15 protein-coding genes and 1 pseudogene are annotated in these 18,395 nt (G+C 70.0%); 4 read left to right on the forward strand and 12 right to left on the reverse strand.

All coding sequences use genetic code 11. From position 1 onward, the window contains the following. Window positions 1–108 precede the first annotated feature (108 nt). The 4 genes from ACIOGX_RS33450 to ACIOGX_RS33465 all read right to left on the reverse strand — a co-directional run bounded on the left by ACIOGX_RS33450 (window position 109) and on the right by ACIOGX_RS33465 (window position 3,467). Window positions 109–1,269 (reverse strand): LLM class flavin-dependent oxidoreductase, encoded by a 1,161-nt coding sequence (locus ACIOGX_RS33450; protein WP_401918408.1) that lies wholly within the window; start codon window positions 1,267–1,269, stop codon window positions 109–111. An 80-nt stretch (window positions 1,270–1,349) separates the two neighbouring features. Beyond that, complete coding sequence (locus ACIOGX_RS33455; protein ID WP_401918410.1) at window positions 1,350–2,570, reverse strand: SfnB family sulfur acquisition oxidoreductase; 1,221 nt, start codon at window positions 2,568–2,570, stop codon at window positions 1,350–1,352. A 61-nt stretch (window positions 2,571–2,631) separates the two neighbouring features. After that, window positions 2,632–3,192, reverse strand: a complete 561-nt coding sequence (ssuE, locus tag ACIOGX_RS33460; protein WP_401918412.1) for an NADPH-dependent FMN reductase — start codon at window positions 3,190–3,192, stop codon at window positions 2,632–2,634. A 191-nt stretch (window positions 3,193–3,383) separates the two neighbouring features. Further along, complete coding sequence (locus ACIOGX_RS33465) at window positions 3,384–3,467, reverse strand: putative leader peptide (protein WP_356517131.1); 84 nt, start codon at window positions 3,465–3,467, stop codon at window positions 3,384–3,386. A gap of 138 nt (window positions 3,468–3,605) precedes the next feature. Between ACIOGX_RS33465 and ACIOGX_RS33470 the strand changes: the two genes are divergently transcribed. Further along, a complete protein-coding gene (locus ACIOGX_RS33470; protein WP_401918414.1) occupies window positions 3,606–4,544 on the forward strand; it encodes a LysR family transcriptional regulator in 939 nt (312 codons plus the stop codon). Window positions 4,545–4,824: 280 nt separating this feature from the next. Here ACIOGX_RS33470 and ACIOGX_RS33475 read toward each other — a convergent pair whose 3' ends face one another. The 3 genes from ACIOGX_RS33475 to ACIOGX_RS33485 form a co-directional block, all read right to left on the reverse strand. After that, window positions 4,825–7,134: an FtsX-like permease family protein gene (locus tag ACIOGX_RS33475; RefSeq protein ID WP_401918416.1), complete on the reverse strand. Its 2,310-nt coding sequence runs from the start codon at window positions 7,132–7,134 to the stop codon at window positions 4,825–4,827. After that, on the reverse strand, window positions 7,131–7,817 hold the full coding sequence (locus ACIOGX_RS33480; protein WP_401762275.1) for an ABC transporter ATP-binding protein: 687 nt from the start codon (window positions 7,815–7,817) through the stop codon (window positions 7,131–7,133). The genes ACIOGX_RS33475 and ACIOGX_RS33480 overlap by 4 nt, the downstream gene beginning before the upstream one ends. Before the next feature lie 232 nt (window positions 7,818–8,049). After that, a complete protein-coding gene (locus ACIOGX_RS33485) occupies window positions 8,050–9,321 on the reverse strand; it encodes a VanZ family protein (protein ID WP_401918418.1) in 1,272 nt (423 codons plus the stop codon). A gap of 810 nt (window positions 9,322–10,131) precedes the next feature. Here ACIOGX_RS33485 and ACIOGX_RS33490 point away from each other — a divergent pair. Beyond that, the gene (locus ACIOGX_RS33490) at window positions 10,132–10,449 is read left to right on the forward strand and encodes a tyrosine-type recombinase/integrase (protein WP_401762269.1); all 318 of its coding nucleotides are present in this window, start codon (window positions 10,132–10,134) and stop codon (window positions 10,447–10,449) included. 64 nt (window positions 10,450–10,513) lie between these two features. Here ACIOGX_RS33490 and ACIOGX_RS33495 read toward each other — a convergent pair whose 3' ends face one another. From ACIOGX_RS33495 to ACIOGX_RS33515, 5 genes are all read right to left on the reverse strand, one after another. After that, on the reverse strand, window positions 10,514–11,131 hold the full coding sequence (locus ACIOGX_RS33495; protein WP_401918420.1) for a DedA family protein: 618 nt from the start codon (window positions 11,129–11,131) through the stop codon (window positions 10,514–10,516). A 284-nt stretch (window positions 11,132–11,415) separates the two neighbouring features. Then, window positions 11,416–12,225 carry a pectate lyase gene (locus ACIOGX_RS33500; protein ID WP_401918422.1) on the reverse strand — a complete coding sequence of 270 codons (810 nt, stop codon included), beginning with the start codon at window positions 12,223–12,225 and terminating at the stop codon, window positions 11,416–11,418. Window positions 12,226–12,329: 104 nt separating this feature from the next. Further along, entirely contained in the window at window positions 12,330–14,168 is a 1,839-nt protein-coding gene (locus ACIOGX_RS33505) for a rhamnogalacturonan lyase (protein WP_401918621.1), read from the reverse strand. A gap of 207 nt (window positions 14,169–14,375) precedes the next feature. After that, on the reverse strand, window positions 14,376–15,398 hold the full coding sequence (locus ACIOGX_RS33510) for an MBL fold metallo-hydrolase (RefSeq protein ID WP_401918424.1): 1,023 nt from the start codon (window positions 15,396–15,398) through the stop codon (window positions 14,376–14,378). A gap of 125 nt (window positions 15,399–15,523) precedes the next feature. Then, window positions 15,524–16,558: a serine hydrolase gene (locus tag ACIOGX_RS33515; protein WP_401918623.1), complete on the reverse strand. Its 1,035-nt coding sequence runs from the start codon at window positions 16,556–16,558 to the stop codon at window positions 15,524–15,526. Between the two features lie 43 nt (window positions 16,559–16,601). On the opposite strand from ACIOGX_RS33515, the pseudogene ACIOGX_RS33520 reads away from it, so the two are divergent. Both ACIOGX_RS33520 and ACIOGX_RS33525 read left to right on the forward strand, forming a co-directional pair. Further along, window positions 16,602–17,522 (forward strand): annotated as a pseudogene (locus ACIOGX_RS33520) (LysR family transcriptional regulator); the annotation flags it as partial. Window positions 17,523–18,173: 651 nt separating this feature from the next. Beyond that, a complete protein-coding gene (locus ACIOGX_RS33525) occupies window positions 18,174–18,395 on the forward strand; it encodes a hypothetical protein (protein ID WP_356517028.1) in 222 nt (73 codons plus the stop codon).

Here is an 18,395-nt window from a genome sequence, read left to right on the forward strand (position 1 = left end):
TCGGCCCAACCCGGCGAAGCCGGTCCGGCGGCGCTGGTCCGGCGGCCTTGGTCCGGCGGCGCCGAACAGGCGGCGCCGGACCAGGCCGCTCGTGTCAGGCCGCTCGTGTCAGGGCTTCACACCGGCGGCGAACGGCACCCCGGTGCCGTGCTGCGCGGCGGTCGCGGGGGCGCTCGGGTGGGTCCACAGGCCGGCCCCGGCGAGCAGCGGCAGGACGCCCTCGCCGAACCAGTACACCTCCTCGACGTGCGGGTGGCCCGACATGATGAACTCGTCGATGCCGAGGCGGTGGTATTCGGTGATGCGTTCCGCGACCTCGGCGTGGCTGCCCACCAGCGCCGTGCCCGCGCCGCCGCGGACCAGACCGACGCCCGCCCAGAGATTGGGCGACACCTCCAGGCCGTCCCTGTCGCCTCCGTGCAGGGCCAGCATGCGCCGCTGGCCCTCCGACTCGCTGCGGGCCAGGCCGGTCTGAACGGCCTTCACCGCCTCGTCGGAGAAGCCGTCGAGCAGTCGGCGGGCTTCCGCCCACGCCTGCTCCGCCGTGTCGCGCGTGATCACATGGAGGCGGATGCCGAACCGTACGGTACGGCCCTGCTCGGCCGCCAGGGAGCGGATCCAGGCGACCTTCTCCGCGACCTGTGCCGGGGGCTCTCCCCAGGTCAGATACACATCGCTGTGACGGGCCGCGACCTCGCCCGCCGCCGGTGAGGAGCCGCCGAAGTAGACGGGCGGCACGGGATCCGGGACGCGGGCCAGCCGCGCGTTCTCCACCTGGAGGTGTTCGCCGGCGAAGGACACGGTCTCGCCGCGCCACAGCTCCCTGACGATGTGCAGGAATTCACCGGTGCGCGCGTACCGGCTCTCCTTGTCGAGAAAGTCGCCGTAAGCGCGCTGTTCGTGGCTCTCGCCGCCCGTGACGACATTGAGCAACAGCCGTCCCGGCGCATGGCGCTGGAAGGTGGCGGCCATCTGGGCGGCGAGCGTCGGGGCGACGAAGCCGGGGCGGAAGGCGACCAGGAACTTCAGCCGTTCGGTCTCCCGAGCGAGCATCGCCGTGGTCAGCCACGCGTCCTCGCACCAGGCCCCTGTCGGAGTCAACGCTCCCACGAAGCCCAGCTGTTCGGCCGCCCGGCCGATCTGGCTCAGGTATCCGAGGTCGGCGGGGCGCTGTCCGCCCGCCGCGCCCGCCGGCAGTCCGTGACCGCCGCCGACGATGTGGCGGCTGTCTCCGTACGTGGGCAGGAACCAATGGAAGGTGAGGCTCATCGCGTTCTCCGGACTCTTCCGACAGGACACCTCCGGCGGGAGGCGTGGGGCGGGGCGCGGGCGGCGGGACGGCGTCCCGCTCAGATCAGACCGTGGCGGGGCGGCCGGGTGCCGTTGAGCACGTAACGGCCGATGTGCTGGATCTTCCACCGGGCCGGGTCGTGCAGCGTATGGGTACGGGCGTCGCGCCAGTGGCGGTGCAGGTTGAGGCTGTCCAGCGCCGAGCGGGTCCCCGACACCTCGAACAGCGCGCTGCTCGTGTCGACGGCCGTCGAGGCCGCGTGCACTTTGACCGCCGCCACCGCGATCGACGCCTCGGCGGCCGTCTCGTCCGTCAGGTCGGCGGACGCCGCGTCCACGGCGGACGCCGCGGCGACCAGCAGCGCTTCCGAAGCCCGTACCTGCAAGGCCAGTTCACCGAAGCGCTGGATCAGCAGCGGATCCTCGGCGGCGGTCTCGCAGCCGCTCTCGAACCAGGGCCGGCTCTTCGTACGGACGAATTCGGCGGCCTCGGCGAGGGCGCCGGAGGCGATGCCCACATCGATGGCGGCATGCAGCAACTGGGCCACCGCACCGTGCAGTTGGGGGCCCTGGAAGGTGAGATGGTGGGGTACGACCCGGTCAGCGGCGACACTGACGTCGGCGAGGCGCACCGTGCCGCTCGCCGTGGTGCGCTGGCCCATGCCGTTCCAGTCGTCGACGACAGTGACGCCGGGTGCGTCACGGGCCACATACGCGACATGCAGCGCGTCCTCCTCGGCCCGTGCGAGGACCGGGATCCAGTCCGCGAACAGTGCTCCCGTCGAGTAGTGCTTCTCACCGCTCAGCAGATAGGAGCCGTCGCCCCTGGGTGCCAGTCTGGTCCTGATGTCCTGGACGTGCTTGGTGCCGGCCTCCGACTGCGCGTTGCCGAAGCTGCGCCCCGCGAGTACCTCGGCGAAGAAGAACTTCCGCTGCTCCGCGCTGCCTTGTCTGCGCAGCACATTGACATAGACGAAGTGGTTCTGCGGTATCTGGGCCAGGCTGGCGTCGCCGGTCGCCAGCAGCCGGAAGACCTCGGCGAGCGTCCCCGCCGACACATCGGCGCCGCCGTGCGAGCGGGGCACGGTGATCCCGAGCAGACCACTGGCGGACAGGCGTGCCAGCTCCTCGCGCGGCAGGACGCGCCCCGCGTCCCGCCGCGCCGCACCGGCCCGGAACTCGTCGGCCAACGCCGCGGCCACCGTGCGCGCTTCGGTGTCGTCGGCGATCACATGGGCGTTCGCCGGCGCTGCGCCGGCGGGCGGTACGGGTGCGGTCACGGTGGTCCTCCGTGCGGTGTGCGGCGGATGGTCGGGGGAAACGGCCGGTGAGGCGGGCGGTTCAGGCGGCGGCCGGCATCTGGTGGGCGCTGCCCGGCCGTAGTGCCCACGCGAACTGGTCCACCACCTGGTGGAGCCCCCTCTCGGCCTCGGCGTCGAGGGAGATCCCACCGCCTTCGAGGGCCGTGATGTGCCGGTCGAGGACGAACCAGCCCTGGACGATGTGCCGCGCTCCCATGGCGGACAGTACCGGCCGCAGCGCGTAGTCGATGGCGAGAACGTGCGCGGTACTGCCACCGGTGGCCAGCGGCAGTACGGTCTTGCCGGCCAGCGCGTACTGCGGCAACAGGTCGAGCAGGGACTTCAGGACCCCGGAGTAGGCCGCCTTGTAGACGGGGGTGCCGATCATCACCGCGTCGGCCTCCTCGAACAGTTCCGTCGCGTGGACGATCGCCGGGTGGGCGAAGTCCGCGCCGAGCAGCGCTTCGGGGGGAAGGGTGCGGACGTCGAGGGGTACGACGTGATGGCCCCTGGCGGCGAGCCCGGTGTCCAGGTGCCTGAGCAGGCGGGCCGTGCGGGAGCCGGCGGACGGACTGCCGGAGACGGAGAGGACGGTGGCCATGCGGAATCACCTCGTGAAATCTGCGGGTGCGGTGGTGAGCGCGGGCAGCGGCGAGCATCCGCGTGCCCGGCGGAGTGACCCGCCGGACACGCGGTAAGCGACAGGAAGACCGGGGAAGCCGTTGCCGGTGTGCTGTGAACACCGGGCTCGCGCCGCGTCCGGATGACACGCGGTGTGCTGCGGGCCCGGTCCTATCGCGCCTGACGACACAGGGCGCTGGAGACGCGCACCAGGTCCACGTGACGGCGGCGGGTCAGCTCCCACAGATCCCGCATCGCTCGTCACCACCTCTCGAACCTGTTTCACCGAAGCATGTGCTCACGAGATTAGCGACCGGCGTCGCCCGCGTACATTCGGGATCCGCAAAGTGGTGATAGGGATTCCCTTCAACGCCGATCGGAGAACATGAGGCCATGCGGATAGAACAGCTCGAATACATCGAGGCCGTGACCCGTCTCGGCTCTCTTCGCCGGGCGGCCGAGGCCCTGCATCTGTCCCAGCCCGCGCTGAGCGAGACCGTCCGCAATCTGGAGCGTGAGCTGGGCGTGGACATCCTGGACCGCAGGCGGTCGGGGGCCAAGATCAGCGCCGCGGGCCGTGAACTGCTGCCGCACATCACCGGTGTGCTCGACGCGGTCGAGGGGCTGCGCAGAGCGGCCGACGAGCAGCACCACACCAGCCGGATGATCCGGCTCGGCACGGTCCACGCCGCCACTGTGCCGCTGCTCGTGCCCACCATCCGGGCGTTCCGGGCCGCGCATCCGGAGACGCAGGTCGAGGTGGTCAGTTCCCAGCAGACCGCGCTGCACAGCGCGCTGCTGGAGGGCGGTCTCGATCTCGGCCTCGTCAACTACCTTCAGGGCGACGACACCCCGCCCGGATTCCACACCACGGAGCTGCTGCGCGGCCGGCCGGTGGCCTGCGTGCGCTCCGACAGTCCGCTGGCCGCGAAGGAGAGGGTCTCGGTGGACGATCTGCTCAGCCAGCCGCTCGTCGTGATGCGGTCGGGCTACCTCATGCACCGCTACGTCCACCGGCTCCTGCACGGGCGCAGTCCCAGCTTCTCGTACTCGACGGACGGCGCCGAGATGGGGAAGCTGATGGTCGCCGAGGGTCTCGGCACCACCGTGCTGCCCGACTTCAGCGTGCGCGGAGATCCGCTGGAGCGCGCGGGGATGATCACCTTCCGTCCTCTCGAAGTCGAGGACACCGCCGTGCTGTTGGTGATCCAGCGTCCTCTCGCCGGCTCGGTCCCCGCCGCGTCCCGTGCGCTGCACGCGATGTTCGTCGGCCTCGCCGCCGACTACACCGCGAAGGCCGCGGCCGCCGACCCCGGCCCGGCGGCGGGGTGACCCACTGCCGCCCCTGCGAGGGGCGGCGCCCGCCGTTTCGTTCGACGACCGGCGGCCAGACGCCGCCACCGGGTCCCGATCTCCCCTCGCCGGGCAACGAGTCGTCCGGTCAGGTACCGCAGGGTGCGACTGGACAGGTCGATCGACGACGGGTAGACAAGCACACGAAGCTCCTGGCGGACGGTGGATCTTGGTCGAGAACCCATCTACCAGGAGCTTCGTCGTTCCGCAGAGCCGTCCAACACGCTGCCAGCACCACCAGGTTGGGAAGAGCTCAGTGTTATTCGTGGCGCAGACCGTCCGGCCGCATGAGCCGCCACAGCGCGGGCAGGCTGAGCAGTGTCGTCAGCACGACCACCGCGCCGCCCGCGCCCGTCAGTGTCACCACAGCTGCCCAGTCCACCGCAGGGGACTGGCTGACCATCAGCTGGAGCACGGATCCGAGCAACACCCCGGTCGCACTGGCCAGGAGCATTCCCAGTGCGACCGGCAGGGCCGACTGCCACAGGACTGACCACCCCAGGGTGGAGCGCCGGGTCCCGAACGCGACCAGTGCCGCCAGCAGCTTCTTGCGTTCGCGTAGCTGTTCCAGTGTCGACAGCAGCAGACTCAGCCCGATCAGGAGCAGGAGGGCGACCGTGCCGATGCCGATGCCCTTCACCACGTTGGCGAACTTCCGATCGGTGACCGTGGCCTGCTCGGCTATGACCGCTGCCAGCGGGTGCACCGCGCTCGCGGCCTCGCGTACCGAGTCGGCTTCGTCCACCGAGTTGCTGCGCAGATCCACCTTTATCAGGACGTTGGCCGGCACCTCGTCCAGTCGCGGCACCGCACCGCGCGTCGCGAGCACACCTTCCGTGCTCGACTGCCCGGCCACAGCCGATACGATCCTGAGCCGGTCGGGCACGACCCACGGTACGCCGCGGTCGGCACCGCCCCGCTGCTCGGAGGGGGCGACCAGCAGTCGGGCCCCAGGCCTCACCAGTGCCTTGTCCTGCGCGCTCTCGCTTCCGTTGTTGACGAGAAAGACATCGCCGTCCGTGCACGACGGAAGGTCTGCCAGCCTGCTCAGCGACGCGCAGTCACCGACGTTCAAGCGGGACAGATAGTCCTCGCCCTTCGCCGGCGACGCGGAGCCGAGGTTCTGGGTGAACAACACGCTCGTGGATTTCACACCGTCCGCGCCGCGGACGCCGGAAACGAGTTCGGCACGCTTCTTCGGGGGCACACCGTCCATGACGACACGCATGTCGTCTGTCGCGTAGGTGTATTTGACGTAGTCGCTCTCCAGGCTCGTGAACAACATCTGCAAGGCGATGCCACCGGCCACGGCGACCGCGATGCCGCTGACCAGCCGGGCCGCAGTTCCCGAGCTGAGCTGGAGCCGCCGCACGGCGAGCTGCCAGCTGACACTGCCTCCATCGAGCCGCTTCACGACCGCTTCGATGACCCAGGGCAGCAGCACGATCATTCCGAACAGCAGGAGCACTGTCCCCGTGATCACCTGGGGCGTGTTGAAGAACGCTCCGTCCCTGCTCCCGCCGACGAGCGGGGTGAGCAGGGCCAGACCAGCCGCCGTCGGCAGCAGCCGCCACCACAGGCGTCGTCTCCGAGCCTGCGCCGACCGGACCACTCCCAGGGGTTCGATGATTACACCGCGCATCGCGAGGAGCGTCACACCAAGGGCGCAGACCGGTACCAGCACCGCGATCAGCGCCACCAACGCCGGACTCGGGTCCGCGTCGGCCGGGAAGACGTCCAGTCCCGCGACCGAGACGTCAGCGATCCAGCCGCGCGCCAGCAAGAAGAACCCGGTACCCGCCACCAGCCCCAGTACGGACCCGACAAGTGCTTCACCGGCGGCGACCCATCGCACCCCCTTCCGGTCCACACCGACCAGCCGCAGCGCGGCGAGCCGGCGGTCCCGGCGTTCGCCGCCGAACCTCAGGGCCGCGATGGTGAACACCCCAACCGGCGTCAGCAGCACCACGAGCATGACGACGACGAGGAGCATGAGAAACGGGTCGATCCCCGCGGAAGCACCGACCGTGTTGTACGAGCCGACCCGGACGACGTCCCCCTCTCCCGGCCTCAGCGTGTCATTGCCCGCGTAGTAGGCGAGTTCGCTCGGTCCCAGCAGTCCCTCGTCCCTGATGGTTCCGGTGACGCGGTAGGGCAGTCGCTCCTTCAGCGATGCCCCTTCGGTAGAGGACAGCAGTTCCTTGAGCGCCGGCGAGACGACCATGTCTCCGGGCTCGGGTATCCCGACGAGGCCGGGAGGTACCGGCGCCTCGGGCCCCTCGGCGTACACGAGCCGGCCGCGCACCTCTCCGCCGCCACCCGCGTCCTGGACCTTGCCCACCAGCAGTGTGTTCGCCGCACGGGGAATCACCTCCCCCACCACATAGTCGCTGCGTGCGTCGGACCGCGCCGACCGCGCGTCAAGCGCGTTCGGGATGGCCGCGGTGAGAAGTAGCAGCGCCGCTCCCAGCCCGACACCGACCGTGGTGAGAAGGGTTCGGATCCAGCCTTCACGGCCGGAAGCCACCGCGAAACGCACACCCAGCAGAAGACTCCGCGTCCTGTTCACGGGCGCTCCACCGTCGCGGCACCCGCAGACTTGCCGTCCCGGACGACTACTTCGCGATGAGAGTACGCCGCCACCCGTGCCTCGTGTGTCACGAGAACGACGGCCGCGCCGGTCTCCTGGGCGGCGGTGATGAACAGATTCATCACGCGCTCGCCGTTGTACGAGTCGAGGGCGCCGGTCGGCTCGTCCGCGAAGATCACACGAGGTTCCGTGACCAGCGAACGGGCCACGGCTACTCGCTGGCCCTGGCCCCCGGACACCTCACCGGGGCGCTTGGCCGCGAGGTCGTCGACCTCAAGCCGGGCCATCCACTCCAGGGCTCGGCCCTCGGCCTTCCCCCGACGGACGCCGGAGAGCCGCAAAGGCAGCGCCACGTTCTCCACACACGTCAGCTCGGGCACCAACTGACCGAACTGGAAGACGAAGCCGAATTCACCGCGCCGCAGAGCACTGACTTCACCATCGTGCATATCGAGCATATTGCGCCCGTCATACTGAATGACTCCGGAGTCCGGCCGCACAACGCCGGCGAGACAGTGCAGCAGCGTCGACTTGCCGGACCCGGACGGGCCCATCACAGCGACGATTTCGCCAGCCCCGACCGCGATGCTCGCGCCGTCGAGTGCCGGGGTCGGGCCGTACGCCTTGCGCAAGCCAGACCCGGAGAGCAGGGTGGTGGTCATTCGTTCACTTCCTTGACAAGGCTGAAAAGACGGTCGGCGGCCACTTCGAGCGGGTGGGCGTCGGCCCCATATGCCGTGACGCGGCCCCTGCAGGGCGTGCTCGGCCCCATGAATCCCTTCCTTTGCAATGGATGCGGAGGCGACCAGTCCGCATGCTGTCGACTATAACCTCGATGTATACATTGAGTGTATAGATGGGTGTGTGACGCCCCCGTCAGACCTCGCTCCCCGATCAGGTCCGCCCGGAGAACCGCGGCAGACCTTCCCTCTCGCCGGGCCGCGGCGCCGTATCGCGGCCGTCACCCCAGGTGGGCGGCAATGCCTGCATCCGGACGCCGGACAGCAGTTCATGCGCTCCGAACTGCTCCTGATGACACAGGACAAGGACGCCATAACCAACGGGAAAGAGAGCGATGAGCGCCATCGACAGGGGCGCGCCACGGAGGCCGAAGGCATCCAGGGACAGCCAGGGGCTGTCGGACACACCGGTGACCCACAGGACCTCAACGACCGGATCGCTCAGGAACGCGATCGTCAGCCACCCCGACAGCGCGGTGACCGGCAACAGCATGACCAGGAGAGACGGGAAGGCGATCACGGTGAGCAGCAGCTGCCGCAGGGCAACACACCGCCGGGCCACCCTCCCACCGTCGATGCCGGTGAAGCGAAGGCGGAGCAGGAGCATCCCCGGGGTCACCCAGGCCAGGAACGGCAACACGGCGAACCAGCACACGCACACCAGCAGCGGTATCAGCAAGGGCGACGGGTGGGCGCCAACGCCATACCTGGCGACTATCGACACACCCCACGCCACGATCGCGCAGCCCGCGATGTCCACCACCAGGGCGGTCAGGCGACGGCCGAACGGAACAGGCTCATGCGCCCGTACGCGAGGGCCTTTCGCCCCCAGCGTGGGCAGTGCGCGAGCCAGGGGGCCGGCGGCCATCCAGCCAATCGCGGCGCCGGCCGAATTGGTCACCAGGTCATCCACGTCGAAGAGGCGGTAGGGGCACGGATAAGCCCCCCAGAGGCCGGTTCCCTGCGTCACTTCGAAGAACAGGGCCACCCCGAAGCCCGCGAGCAGTGCCACGACCATGCCGCGTCGGAGGTGGTACCGGACGAAGATCCCGAGGGGGAGCAGGAGCAGAAGATTGAACACCACACCTGCCACCGCTGGATTGTCCAGGACCAGCGGGCCGAAGCCGATCTTGCGGTCGGCCTCCTTCCAGATGTCCCCGAAGGTGTGCCCGACCCGCCACTCGGGTTTGGCGACGAGCACATATCTGGCGCACATGTCTGCGGTGGGCTTCGGCAGCGGCAGCAAAGTCAGGCACGCGGCGGTCAGCATGTAGTACAGGAAGCCGCACAACGACAGCACACGGCCTCGCGTGAGGCCGCCATGCCGACGGTAGAGGGCCACCGTCACGGGCACGAAGAGAAGCAGAGCGAGCAGTGGAAAGATCGCCGCGGCCGTCTTGACCGGCAACCAGTACTCAGAAACCATGACCCGACTATACACAGAGTGTATAGTCGGGTTATCGAGGGTCGGGCTGATCAGAGAACAGATCCTGGTTGACCGACGGACCGTGCAGCTCGCAGTGTGACATGTAGTGATGCATGTTCCAGAAGACGTCGATGGTCTCGACCGCGCCCGCTGCCGCTTCAGGTGATCGACAGGCATATGCGCGTCACCTCCGCCGAGTGGGCACTGACCTGTGTCCGGGGCGGGTTGTTGTACCTTCCGGCCTCGATGCCTCACGCGGTCGAGGTACTCACCTCCTCCTGGCTCTCGCTGACTCTGGGACTCTGGCGGGTACCTGACGCCACCGGTTGGAACGGACGAGGGAAGCCGGCGGACGCCCGTGCTGCGGTGAGAACCTGTGCCGCGAACCGCACTACCCACCGCCGACGCAATGTGGTCGAGCGCTGTTCTCCATCTGCCCGAACGACCCCGAGGGACGGGGACAGTCGGGGTCTCTGAGATCGCCGACTCAAACTCCGCCGAACCCTTGAAGGTCGCCGACCCGAACCCGACGTATCCGAAGCAGGGTTGGCCGGTGGTGGGATCGCGAAGGGCGTCGAGAAGGCCGTCGAGAAGTGGCTGAGTGAAGGCGGTGCTGCTGTGGTCGACGTGGGTGCCGGGGGTCAGTCCGGTTAAACAGGCGTCGCGGTCCACGTCGGCCGGGTGGGGCAGGCACATGGTGTGGCCAGGCAGGCGGAGTCGGGGACGGTGTGGGGTTCGGGGGCCATACGTGTAGGACGATCGAGCGCGCTCAATGCTTTTTTCGCTCAGCGCAATCGCACCAAGGTCGCCATGCCCACGGCCTCGTCCTACGGCCACCACTTCATGAAGGCATGCAAAGCCGCCGGGCTGGTGGACGCTAACGGTAAGCCGAAGTGCACGCCGCACGGCCTTCGCCACTTCTTCGCCTCAACGGCGTTGGCGAACGGAATTTCCCTCCACGAAGTGTCTCGCTGGCTGGGGCACAAGTCGATCAGGACTACCGTCGACATCTATGTGCTGACCGTGCTGATTCTGTGCTGGCTCGGTAGCTCCAAAGTGTTGTTTTCGCAGGTGGCAGCGGTATTGTGGACGTTCGGGAGCAACGTCAAGGCGCTCCAGAGCCGTTGACGGGGACGGGGAGACCAGGGGGACGGGGGGGGGCACGGCGGCGGCTCGGGGCGGCCATCCTCCGTCAGTGGTGTGGTGGGCGTGTCCGGCGGTGGCGTCGGTATGCCCACACGGCCAGCGCGAGGACGACCACCCCGGCGATCACGGCCCCGGCGATCTGTCCCACCTGTGACTCGATCCTGGTGAACGCGGCCCCGGCGAAATAGCCGACCGCCGTACTGCTCACGCCCCAGCACAGCCCGCCCAGCGCGTTGAACAGCAGGAATTTCCGGTACGGCATGTCCGAGAGCCCCGCCAGCGCCGGCATCAGCGCGCGGAGGAACGCGATGAAGCGGGCCAGGAACACCGCCGAGGCGCCCCGTACCCGGATCATCTCGCGCGCCCGTTCGACGTGGTCCTGGCGTCTGCGCAGACTCCTGGCCGACAGGATCCGGTCGCCGAAGTGGCGGCTCACCGCGTAGCCGGTGCTGTCGCCGAGGATCGCGGCGAGCACCACGACCACCGTCAGCCACCACACCGACACCTCGCCCTGGGCGGCCAGCAGCCCGCCCAGTACGGCGGCGGTCTCGCCGGGAAGCACGAAGCCGAAGAAGAGAGCGTCCTCGCAGAACACGAGCGCGCCGACCACGGTGTAGATCACGGGACCGGAGAGACCGCCGAGCCAGTTGGTGATCGTATTCATCCGGCGCGTCCCTCCGTTCCGCCAATACCGGGCGATACCGGCCTTACGGGCGATGATGACAGTGTGTACACGGTCACGGGGGCAGCGCGCCGTACGCGTACTCGTCAAAGACGTCCACGGGCCGCCACCCGGACCCCGTCCGGCGTCCCGGAGAGGCGAGGCGAGGCCCGGAGAGGCGAGGCGAGGCCCGAAGAGGCGCGCGCGCCGCGCGTCCACCGCCGATGACCGGCGGAGGCGGGCGCGGCGCGCGCTCGGCTCACGTGTCAGTGCTCACCGGCGGCCCCTCACCTGTAGGTCAGATCGGAGGCGCTGTACTTGCAGTACGTGCCGTCCGCGTCGGAGCCGTTCTTCGTCGGCTCGGCGCCGGTGTTGTTCCCGATGTACTTCTGGCACGGCACGATCTTCCTGCTGCTGTCCCCGACGATGGTGATACCACGCAGGGTCAGTGAGTCGCCGTAGTTGGTGTTGATGCCGCCGATGACACCGCCGGGGGCGGTGATCTCGGTGTTGGTCACATTGACCGTGCGCTTGTACTGACTCGAGCAGTTGCCGCAGGAGCGGACGAAGGTCTTGAAGTCCTGGCCGGCGAAGTTGGAGATGTTCAGTGTGCCGCCGCCGTTGAACTGGAAGATCTTGTCCGCCGCCTTGCGGGCGCCGCCGCCGGTGACCGTGTACGTCTCGCCGGTGCCGCGGAAGGTGGCCGCGTCCTCGCCGACGTCCTCCCACCAGACGTTCTGGAGTGTGCAGCTCCCGGCGCAGTGGATGCCGTCGGCGGCGGGGGCACCGATGATGACGTTCTTCAGGGTCGCGCCGTCGGCGAGCCGGAAGATCGGGTCCTGGCCCTCGTTCTGGCCGCCGCTGCCCAGGTCACCGGTGCCGTAGTAGCGCTTCATACCGCCGTCCACGGAACCGCTGACGGGCTTCGTGGCGCCGACGGCCTCGCTGCCGTTGGGCGACGGCCAGGTGGCCGCCGCCGCGGTGGGCAGTGTGAGTCCGGAGGTGAGTGTGGCGAGGAGAAGGCCGGCGGCGCCGAGGCCGCCGGCGATCACCCGCCGTTTCCCTGCGGCCGGGCGGGTGCTGTGCCGTCGTGTCATGAGGGGGTGCTCCTTCTGTCGGGTGAACGGTGTGGACCGCCCATTCACGGAGTGGTGATTCGCGGAGTGCAGATTCACGGAGTGGTGATTCACGGGGCGGTGCTTCACGGCGTGGTGGTTCGCGGGGCGGTGATGACCGGCCGGGGCGGCGTGGGCATCTTGTCGCCGATGGGGAAACTGGGGTGCGGCGGCTGGTTGTAGGCGGTGTTCTGCCAGGCCAGGGCCGTCCGGTACATGCGGTCGTGCAGCAGCGTGGTGATCTTCCGGTCCGTGGCGTGCGGTGTGGAGTAGATACGCAGCGCCGTGTTGTTCGTGGTGGGCCAGATGACCTCCTCGCGCCAGTCGCCGAGAATGTCGCCGGAGAGGGACGGGGTCGCCTTGGTGCCGTTGTTGGAGTGCACCCCTGCCGCGGTCAGCAGCCGGCTGTCCGACGACGGGCCGTACTTGTCGATACGGGTGCCGTCGAGCAGTTCGCGCACCGGATCGCCGTCCCACCACGCCAGGAAGTTGGCCGACGACGGTTTGCGGCCCCGGGCGGTACCGGCCCTGTCACGGATCGAACCGTCGGCCGCCGACCACATCTCCGAGCCGTCGCTGCCCGCCCAGATGTCCCCGGCCACACCGCGGCCGTTGTCGCCGCCGGACGGGGTCTGCCACAACACCTGGCCGGTCCTGGCGTCGGCGAAGTACGAGGAGGGCTTGGAGGCGTCCTCGTCCACCTTGAAGTACTCGAGGCCAGGGCGGGACGGGTCGAGATCGCCGAGATGGGCCGCGTCGCCGTGGCCGTTGCGCGTCGTCCACAGGCCGGAGCCGTTGTCGTCCACGGCCATCGAGCCGTACACGATCTCGTCCCTGCCGTCGCCGTCCACATCGCCGACCGTGAGGGCGTGGTTGCCCTGGCCGTCATAGCCCTTGCCGCTGTTGGTGGAGCTGTTGGTGTCGAACGTCCATCTGCGGGTGAGCTGACCACCGTTGAAGTCCCAGGCGGAGATCACCGTACGGGTGTAGTACCCCCGCGCCATGATCAGGGAGGGGTTGCTTCCGTCCAGATAGGCGGTCCCGGCCAGGAAACGGTCCACGCGGTTGCCGTACGAGTCGCCCCAGGAGGCGACGGAGCCGCGTGGCGGGACATGGTCGACCGTGCTCCGCGCGGCTCCGGTCCGCCCGTCGAACACCGTCAGGAACTCGGGCCCTTCGAGGACATACCCGCTGGAATTACGGTGATCGGCGGAGGCGTCGCCGATCGCCCTTCCCGTACCGTCGACCGTGCCGTCGGCGGTCTTCATGGCGACCTCGGCCCGGCCGTCACCGTCGTAGTCGAAGACCTGGAACTGCGTGTAGTGCGCGCCGGAGCGGATGTTGCGGCCCAGGTCGATGCGCCACAGGCGTTGGCCCTGGAGCGTGTAGCCGTCCAGGATCGTGTTGCCGGTGACCCCGGACTGGGAGTTGTCCTTGGCGTTGGTGGGCTGCCACTTCAGGACGAGGTCGAGGTCGCCGTCCCCGTCGAGGTCACCCACCGACGCGTCGTTGGCCTCGTATGTGTGGTCCGGTCCTGCCGCCGGGACGGAGACCGGCACATCGAGATAGCCGGAGCGGAACTGGACCGCGCTGGGCGAGGCGGGCTGCTCCACGCCGTTGACGAGCGCGCGCACCGTGTAGTCCGCGGAGCCGGGGGCGTCCTTGTGCAGATAGTTCGTGGTGGTGATCGGCGCGGTGTTGACCTTGACCGAGCCCCGGTAGAGGTTGAAGGACACGTTGTCCGCGTCGGTCGCCAGCCAGCGCCAGCTGACCAGGTTGTCATTTCCCGTGTGCACACTGACCAGACCGCGGTCGAGCCGTTCCAGCCGCGCCGCCGCCACCGCCCGTTCACCGGGCCGTGCCACGCTCGGCGCGGGCGTCAGCAGCCCGGCGAGGACCGCCCCGGCCACCGCGAGCACGCCCAGCGGCACCACTCCGCGGGCGGGCGGGCGTGGTGGTGGGGATCCCGAACGCGCTGGGTACGAGCCGACTCTGAACCGCACGAGTCCTCCAGAGGGGTGGGGGGTGTCTGTCCCTGCGTCCCCTGGTCGCCGCCCGCACGGAAAAGGTTGCCGCCCCTAGGGCGTGTTTCGGATCCGGCCCCGCCCCCGGCTCCTCGCGCTGTACGGGCCCTACCTCCGGGGTCGCATGTCCGGCCCGTAGACCGTCCGGTAGTCCGGTACGACGACACGGGACGCGGGGCTCGCGGCGCGCACCCCGGCCACCAGACCGTCCAGATCCGCGCCGGGATCCCGCAGCGGCGGTCCGCTCAGGGGCACTTCGAAGTTGTCCCAGTGGACCGGTACGACCACGCCGGGCGAGCCGAGCGCCCCCATCAGCCGGGGAACGTACCGGTGTGTCGCCGTGCTGGACGGGACGGCGACCATGGCGATGTCGGGCCGCAGCCCCGTCACCTCGCGCTCGATGAAGTCGCTGCCGCCCATCAGGAAGACCGAGGGCCCGTTCCCGAACGTCACCTGGAAGGCGAGGGTGTCGCCCTCCGGCAGCTCGCCGATGGTCGTCGGTGCGGTGGCGGGCGGGGCGTTGAGGGTGCCGGGGGAGAAGTAGGAGTGGTTCTTGTTGCGGCTGTGGACGGACGCCACGGCCTCGACGGTGTATCCGCCGAAGTCCAGCACCTCCCCGCCCCTGACCACGGAGAGCTGTGCCGGGTCGACGCCCAGCGAGCACAGCAGGTGGTACGTCGTCTCCGTACCGACGACCCGCGCCCCCGTCGTCTTCGCGAGATACGGGACATCGTTGAGATGGTCCCAGTGGCTGTGGCTGACGAGCATGACCTCGGGATGGCCCGCGTGCCGGTCGACGAGCCCCTCGTCCGTCTCCAGCTCCGTGGCCGCGTCGAACGTGCCGTCGAACAGGCCGGTGGGGAAGCGGGTGACATACGGGTCGAAGAGCACGGTCCGGCCGTCGAGATCCATGCGCCAGCCCGAGGTGCCGAGCCAGCGCCAGGACACCGGATCCGCCCGGCTGGGCGCCGGACGGGACGCCGTGCCCGACGGGGCTGCCGTGGTGCGGGTCGGGTCCGCAGCCGACGCGGCCGTGGGCAGCGCCAGTCCGGCGGCCGTACCGAGCACGGCGGTTCTCAGGACCGAACGACGGCCGGGCCGGGGCGTGCGCTGTGTGTGATCGGGGTTCATGACGGCAGGAGATCAGCGCGGACCCGCCGCCGTCCAAGACCGAAGCGGCGCATCTCCCATATCCGGTGACGTATGACCGCAGGTCACGCGCTTGTTCGAGGCTCGCGTGCGCCCTTCGCGTCAGATCATCCGCGTCCCTCGCGCAGTGCCTCCACCGCGATCCGGGCCGCCGCGCCGATGGCCGAATCCACCGCGGTGCGGTTGGTGACCGGATCGCCGGTACGCGCGAAGACGGCGACCGCGTACCGCCCGCCGTCGGGGTAGTGCACGACACCCGCCTCGGCGTGGAGCCCCGGCAGCGTGCCCGTCTTGGCGGCGACGCGCACCTCGTCGGGGAAGCCCGAGACGAGCCGGTGGCGAAATACCTGACGTCCCATCAATTCCCGCACCTGCGCACAGGCTTCGGGCGGTCCCGCCTCGTCGCGCCAGATGAGTTCCAGCAGCCGGGTGATCTCGCGCGGGGTGCTCGCGCTCGTACGCTCCGGATCCAGCACGCTCAGACCGCGCAGCCGCTCGGCCGTCAGCGACGGATAGATGGCGGCGAACTCCCGCTCGTCGCGCGCCCCCACCTCCGCGAGCATCGTCTCCAGTAACTGGCGCGGCCCGCCCAGGATCCGGGTGCGGTGGAGCCCCAACTCCGCGGCGAGCAGCCGGACCGTGTCCGTGCCGACCCGTGCCAGCAGCAGATCGGCCGCCGAGTTGTCGCTCACCGACATGGCGAAGTGGGCCAGATCGCGCAGCGATACCTCGATGTCGTCCAGACACCCCGCGGTGCCCCATCCGCCGAGCCGGTCGTCGGCCGTCACCCATACCCTTTCCCTCGGGTCGAGTTGGCCCGCGGCCACCTGCCGCGCGAACTCCAGCACGAGCAGCACTTTGAACACGGACGCCAGCACGACCGGTTCGTCCGCCCCGATCGCGATCTCGGCGCGGCCCGCCGAGCCTGCCCCGCCCTCCGAGCTTGCCCCGTCCTCCGAAGCCCTACCGTCCTCCGAGTCTGCCCCGTCCGGCGAACCCCTACCGTCCGCCCCGTCCGGCGAACCCGCCCTGCCCGGCGGCCCGTTCGGGACGGAAGGGCCGGGTTCGATCGCCACCGCGTGCAACCGCGCCTCCGCCCCCGCCGCCGCGAACACCGCTCCGACTCGCTCCTCGACCGGTATCACCCTCGCCGCCCCCCTCGCATAGGCTCATGGCGTGGATCTCCTGCGCCACCTCCGTATTTTCGCCGTCGTCGCCGAAGAACTGCACTTCAGCCGGGCCGCGGACATCCTGGGCATGGCCCAGCCACCGCTCAGCCAGGCGATCCGCCGGCTGGAGAAGGAGCTCGGCACCGAACTCTTCGACCGCTCACGACGCCAGGTCCGGCTGACGGCCGCGGGCACGGTCCTGCTGGAGGAGGCACGGGACGTGCTCGTACGGGAGGAGCGGCTGCGGGCGCTGGTGCGCCGCGCGGGGGAGGGCGGTCCCTCCGCGCTGCGGGCGGGCGTCCCGCCGGACACCCCGGCGTCCGTGCTGCACGCGCTGCTCGCGGCCTGCGCGGAGCGGGCGCCGGACCTCCGGGTCGACCTGCGGGAAGAGACGACGGAGGAGCAGCTGCGGCTGCTCGCCTCCGGCCGGCTCGATGTGGGGCTGCTCCATCAGCCGGCCGACACCACCGGTCTGGTCGCGGGGCCCGAGGTGTCCGTGGAGCTGGGTGTGGTGCTGCCGCGTACCTCACCGCTGGCCGGGGCGCCCGAGGTCGCGCTCGGCGAGCTGGCCGGCCACGATCTCGTTCTCTTCCCCCGGGCGACCGCCCCCGGCCGGTACGACAGCACGCTGGACAGCTGCCGCCTGGGCGGCTTCGTCCCGGCCCGGATCCGGCACGCCCGTACCCCCGAGTTCCTGATCGGACTGGTGGCCGCGGGCCAGGGGATCGCCTTCGACGCGGGTCCCGTGGCCCGCAAGGAGCCACGTGTGATCTGGCGGCCACTGGCGGGCCGCCCGCTCACCCAGCGGATCGTGGCCGTACGGCCGACCCGGGCGGCCCATCCCGCGGCCCGGACCTTCGCGGAGCTGGCGACGGACGTGCTCGCCCGCGACTCCCCGCCCGCCGTACGCCCAGCCGGGGAGTCCGCGGAGCCCGGGGAGTCCGGGGGGTACGGAGGGTCCGGGAAGCCCGGGGCGCCCGGATCCCCCGGCGAGGAGTCCCCGGGGGACCTGGGGGCCCTGAGGGACCCGCGAGACCCCAGAGGCCCCAGGGACCCGCGGGACCCCAGGGACCCCAGGGATCCGCGAGACCCCAGGGACCCCACGGACCCGGGAGACCCCACGGACCCGCAGACCCCCAGGGACCCGCTGGACCGGCCCGGACCCCGGCCCTGGTCGGTCGTCTACGGCTGACCGGCCTGCACGGCTGCGCCGGGCCGAAACGAGGGGCGCGGGAACCCGTGGCGCGGGCCCCGAGAGGTGGTCGCTCGCGGCGCCGCCCATGCTCCCGTGACCCCCTCCGGAGTAGTGTGAAGAGATCGAGGGTATGTCGCCGTCGGCCGCTTTGCCGGGGGCGTCCTCGATGATGGACGAGGTCGGAGGCGCGGCCCTCCAGGAGCGTGATCGCCATGATCAGGAACGTGATCGCGAGGATCGCGACTGACGCGGTGACCATACGGCCGGTGACCATACGGCCGGTGACCATACGGCCAGTGACCATACGGACGCGGGCCCACGTGGACCGTGGAGCGACTCCGTCCGACGGGGCCCGGCGCGCCGCCACGAGGGAGACGGGTGGAGCAACGACGTATGTCCGTGGCAGATGACTCCGCGCAGAGCCCCATCGGTGCGATCGGGCGGGTCACCGTGCCGATCCCGGCCGACGGCCCCGGCGAGGTGCTGGTGTCCGTACGGGGCGGATCCGAGGCCTACGCGGCCTGGGCGGACCACCCGATCGGCAGAAACCTCCGGGTGATCGTCGTCGATTCGATCTCGGCGCGTTCGGTGATCGTGGAGCCCTTTCCGTCCTGA

Origin of the sequence: Streptomyces sp. NPDC088147 (assembly GCF_044741565.1) — a bacterium.
Classification (GTDB): domain Bacteria; phylum Actinomycetota; class Actinomycetes; order Streptomycetales; family Streptomycetaceae; genus Streptomyces.

What these genes read in the sequence shown, in the direction of transcription:
- ACIOGX_RS33450 (WP_401918408.1), bottom strand. Translation starts at nt 1,269, where the DNA reads ATGAGCCTCACCTTCCATTGGTTCCTGCCCACGTACGGAGACAGCCGC.
- ssuE (WP_401918412.1), bottom strand. Translation starts at nt 3,192, where the DNA reads ATGGCCACCGTCCTCTCCGTCTCCGGCAGTCCGTCCGCCGGCTCCCGC.
- ACIOGX_RS33465 (WP_356517131.1), bottom strand. Translation starts at nt 3,467, where the DNA reads ATGCGGGATCTGTGGGAGCTGACCCGCCGCCGTCACGTGGACCTGGTG.
- ACIOGX_RS33470 (WP_401918414.1), top strand. Translation starts at nt 3,606, where the DNA reads ATGCGGATAGAACAGCTCGAATACATCGAGGCCGTGACCCGTCTCGGC.
- ACIOGX_RS33480 (WP_401762275.1), bottom strand. Translation starts at nt 7,817, where the DNA reads ATGACCACCACCCTGCTCTCCGGGTCTGGCTTGCGCAAGGCGTACGGC.
- ACIOGX_RS33485 (WP_401918418.1), bottom strand. Translation starts at nt 9,321, where the DNA reads ATGGTTTCTGAGTACTGGTTGCCGGTCAAGACGGCCGCGGCGATCTTT.
- ACIOGX_RS33490 (WP_401762269.1), top strand. Translation starts at nt 10,132, where the DNA reads ATGCCCACGGCCTCGTCCTACGGCCACCACTTCATGAAGGCATGCAAA.
- ACIOGX_RS33495 (WP_401918420.1), bottom strand. Translation starts at nt 11,131, where the DNA reads ATGAATACGATCACCAACTGGCTCGGCGGTCTCTCCGGTCCCGTGATC.
- ACIOGX_RS33500 (WP_401918422.1), bottom strand. Translation starts at nt 12,225, where the DNA reads ATGACACGACGGCACAGCACCCGCCCGGCCGCAGGGAAACGGCGGGTG.
- ACIOGX_RS33510 (WP_401918424.1), bottom strand. Translation starts at nt 15,398, where the DNA reads ATGAACCCCGATCACACACAGCGCACGCCCCGGCCCGGCCGTCGTTCG.
- ACIOGX_RS33525 (WP_356517028.1), top strand. Translation starts at nt 18,174, where the DNA reads ATGTCCGTGGCAGATGACTCCGCGCAGAGCCCCATCGGTGCGATCGGG.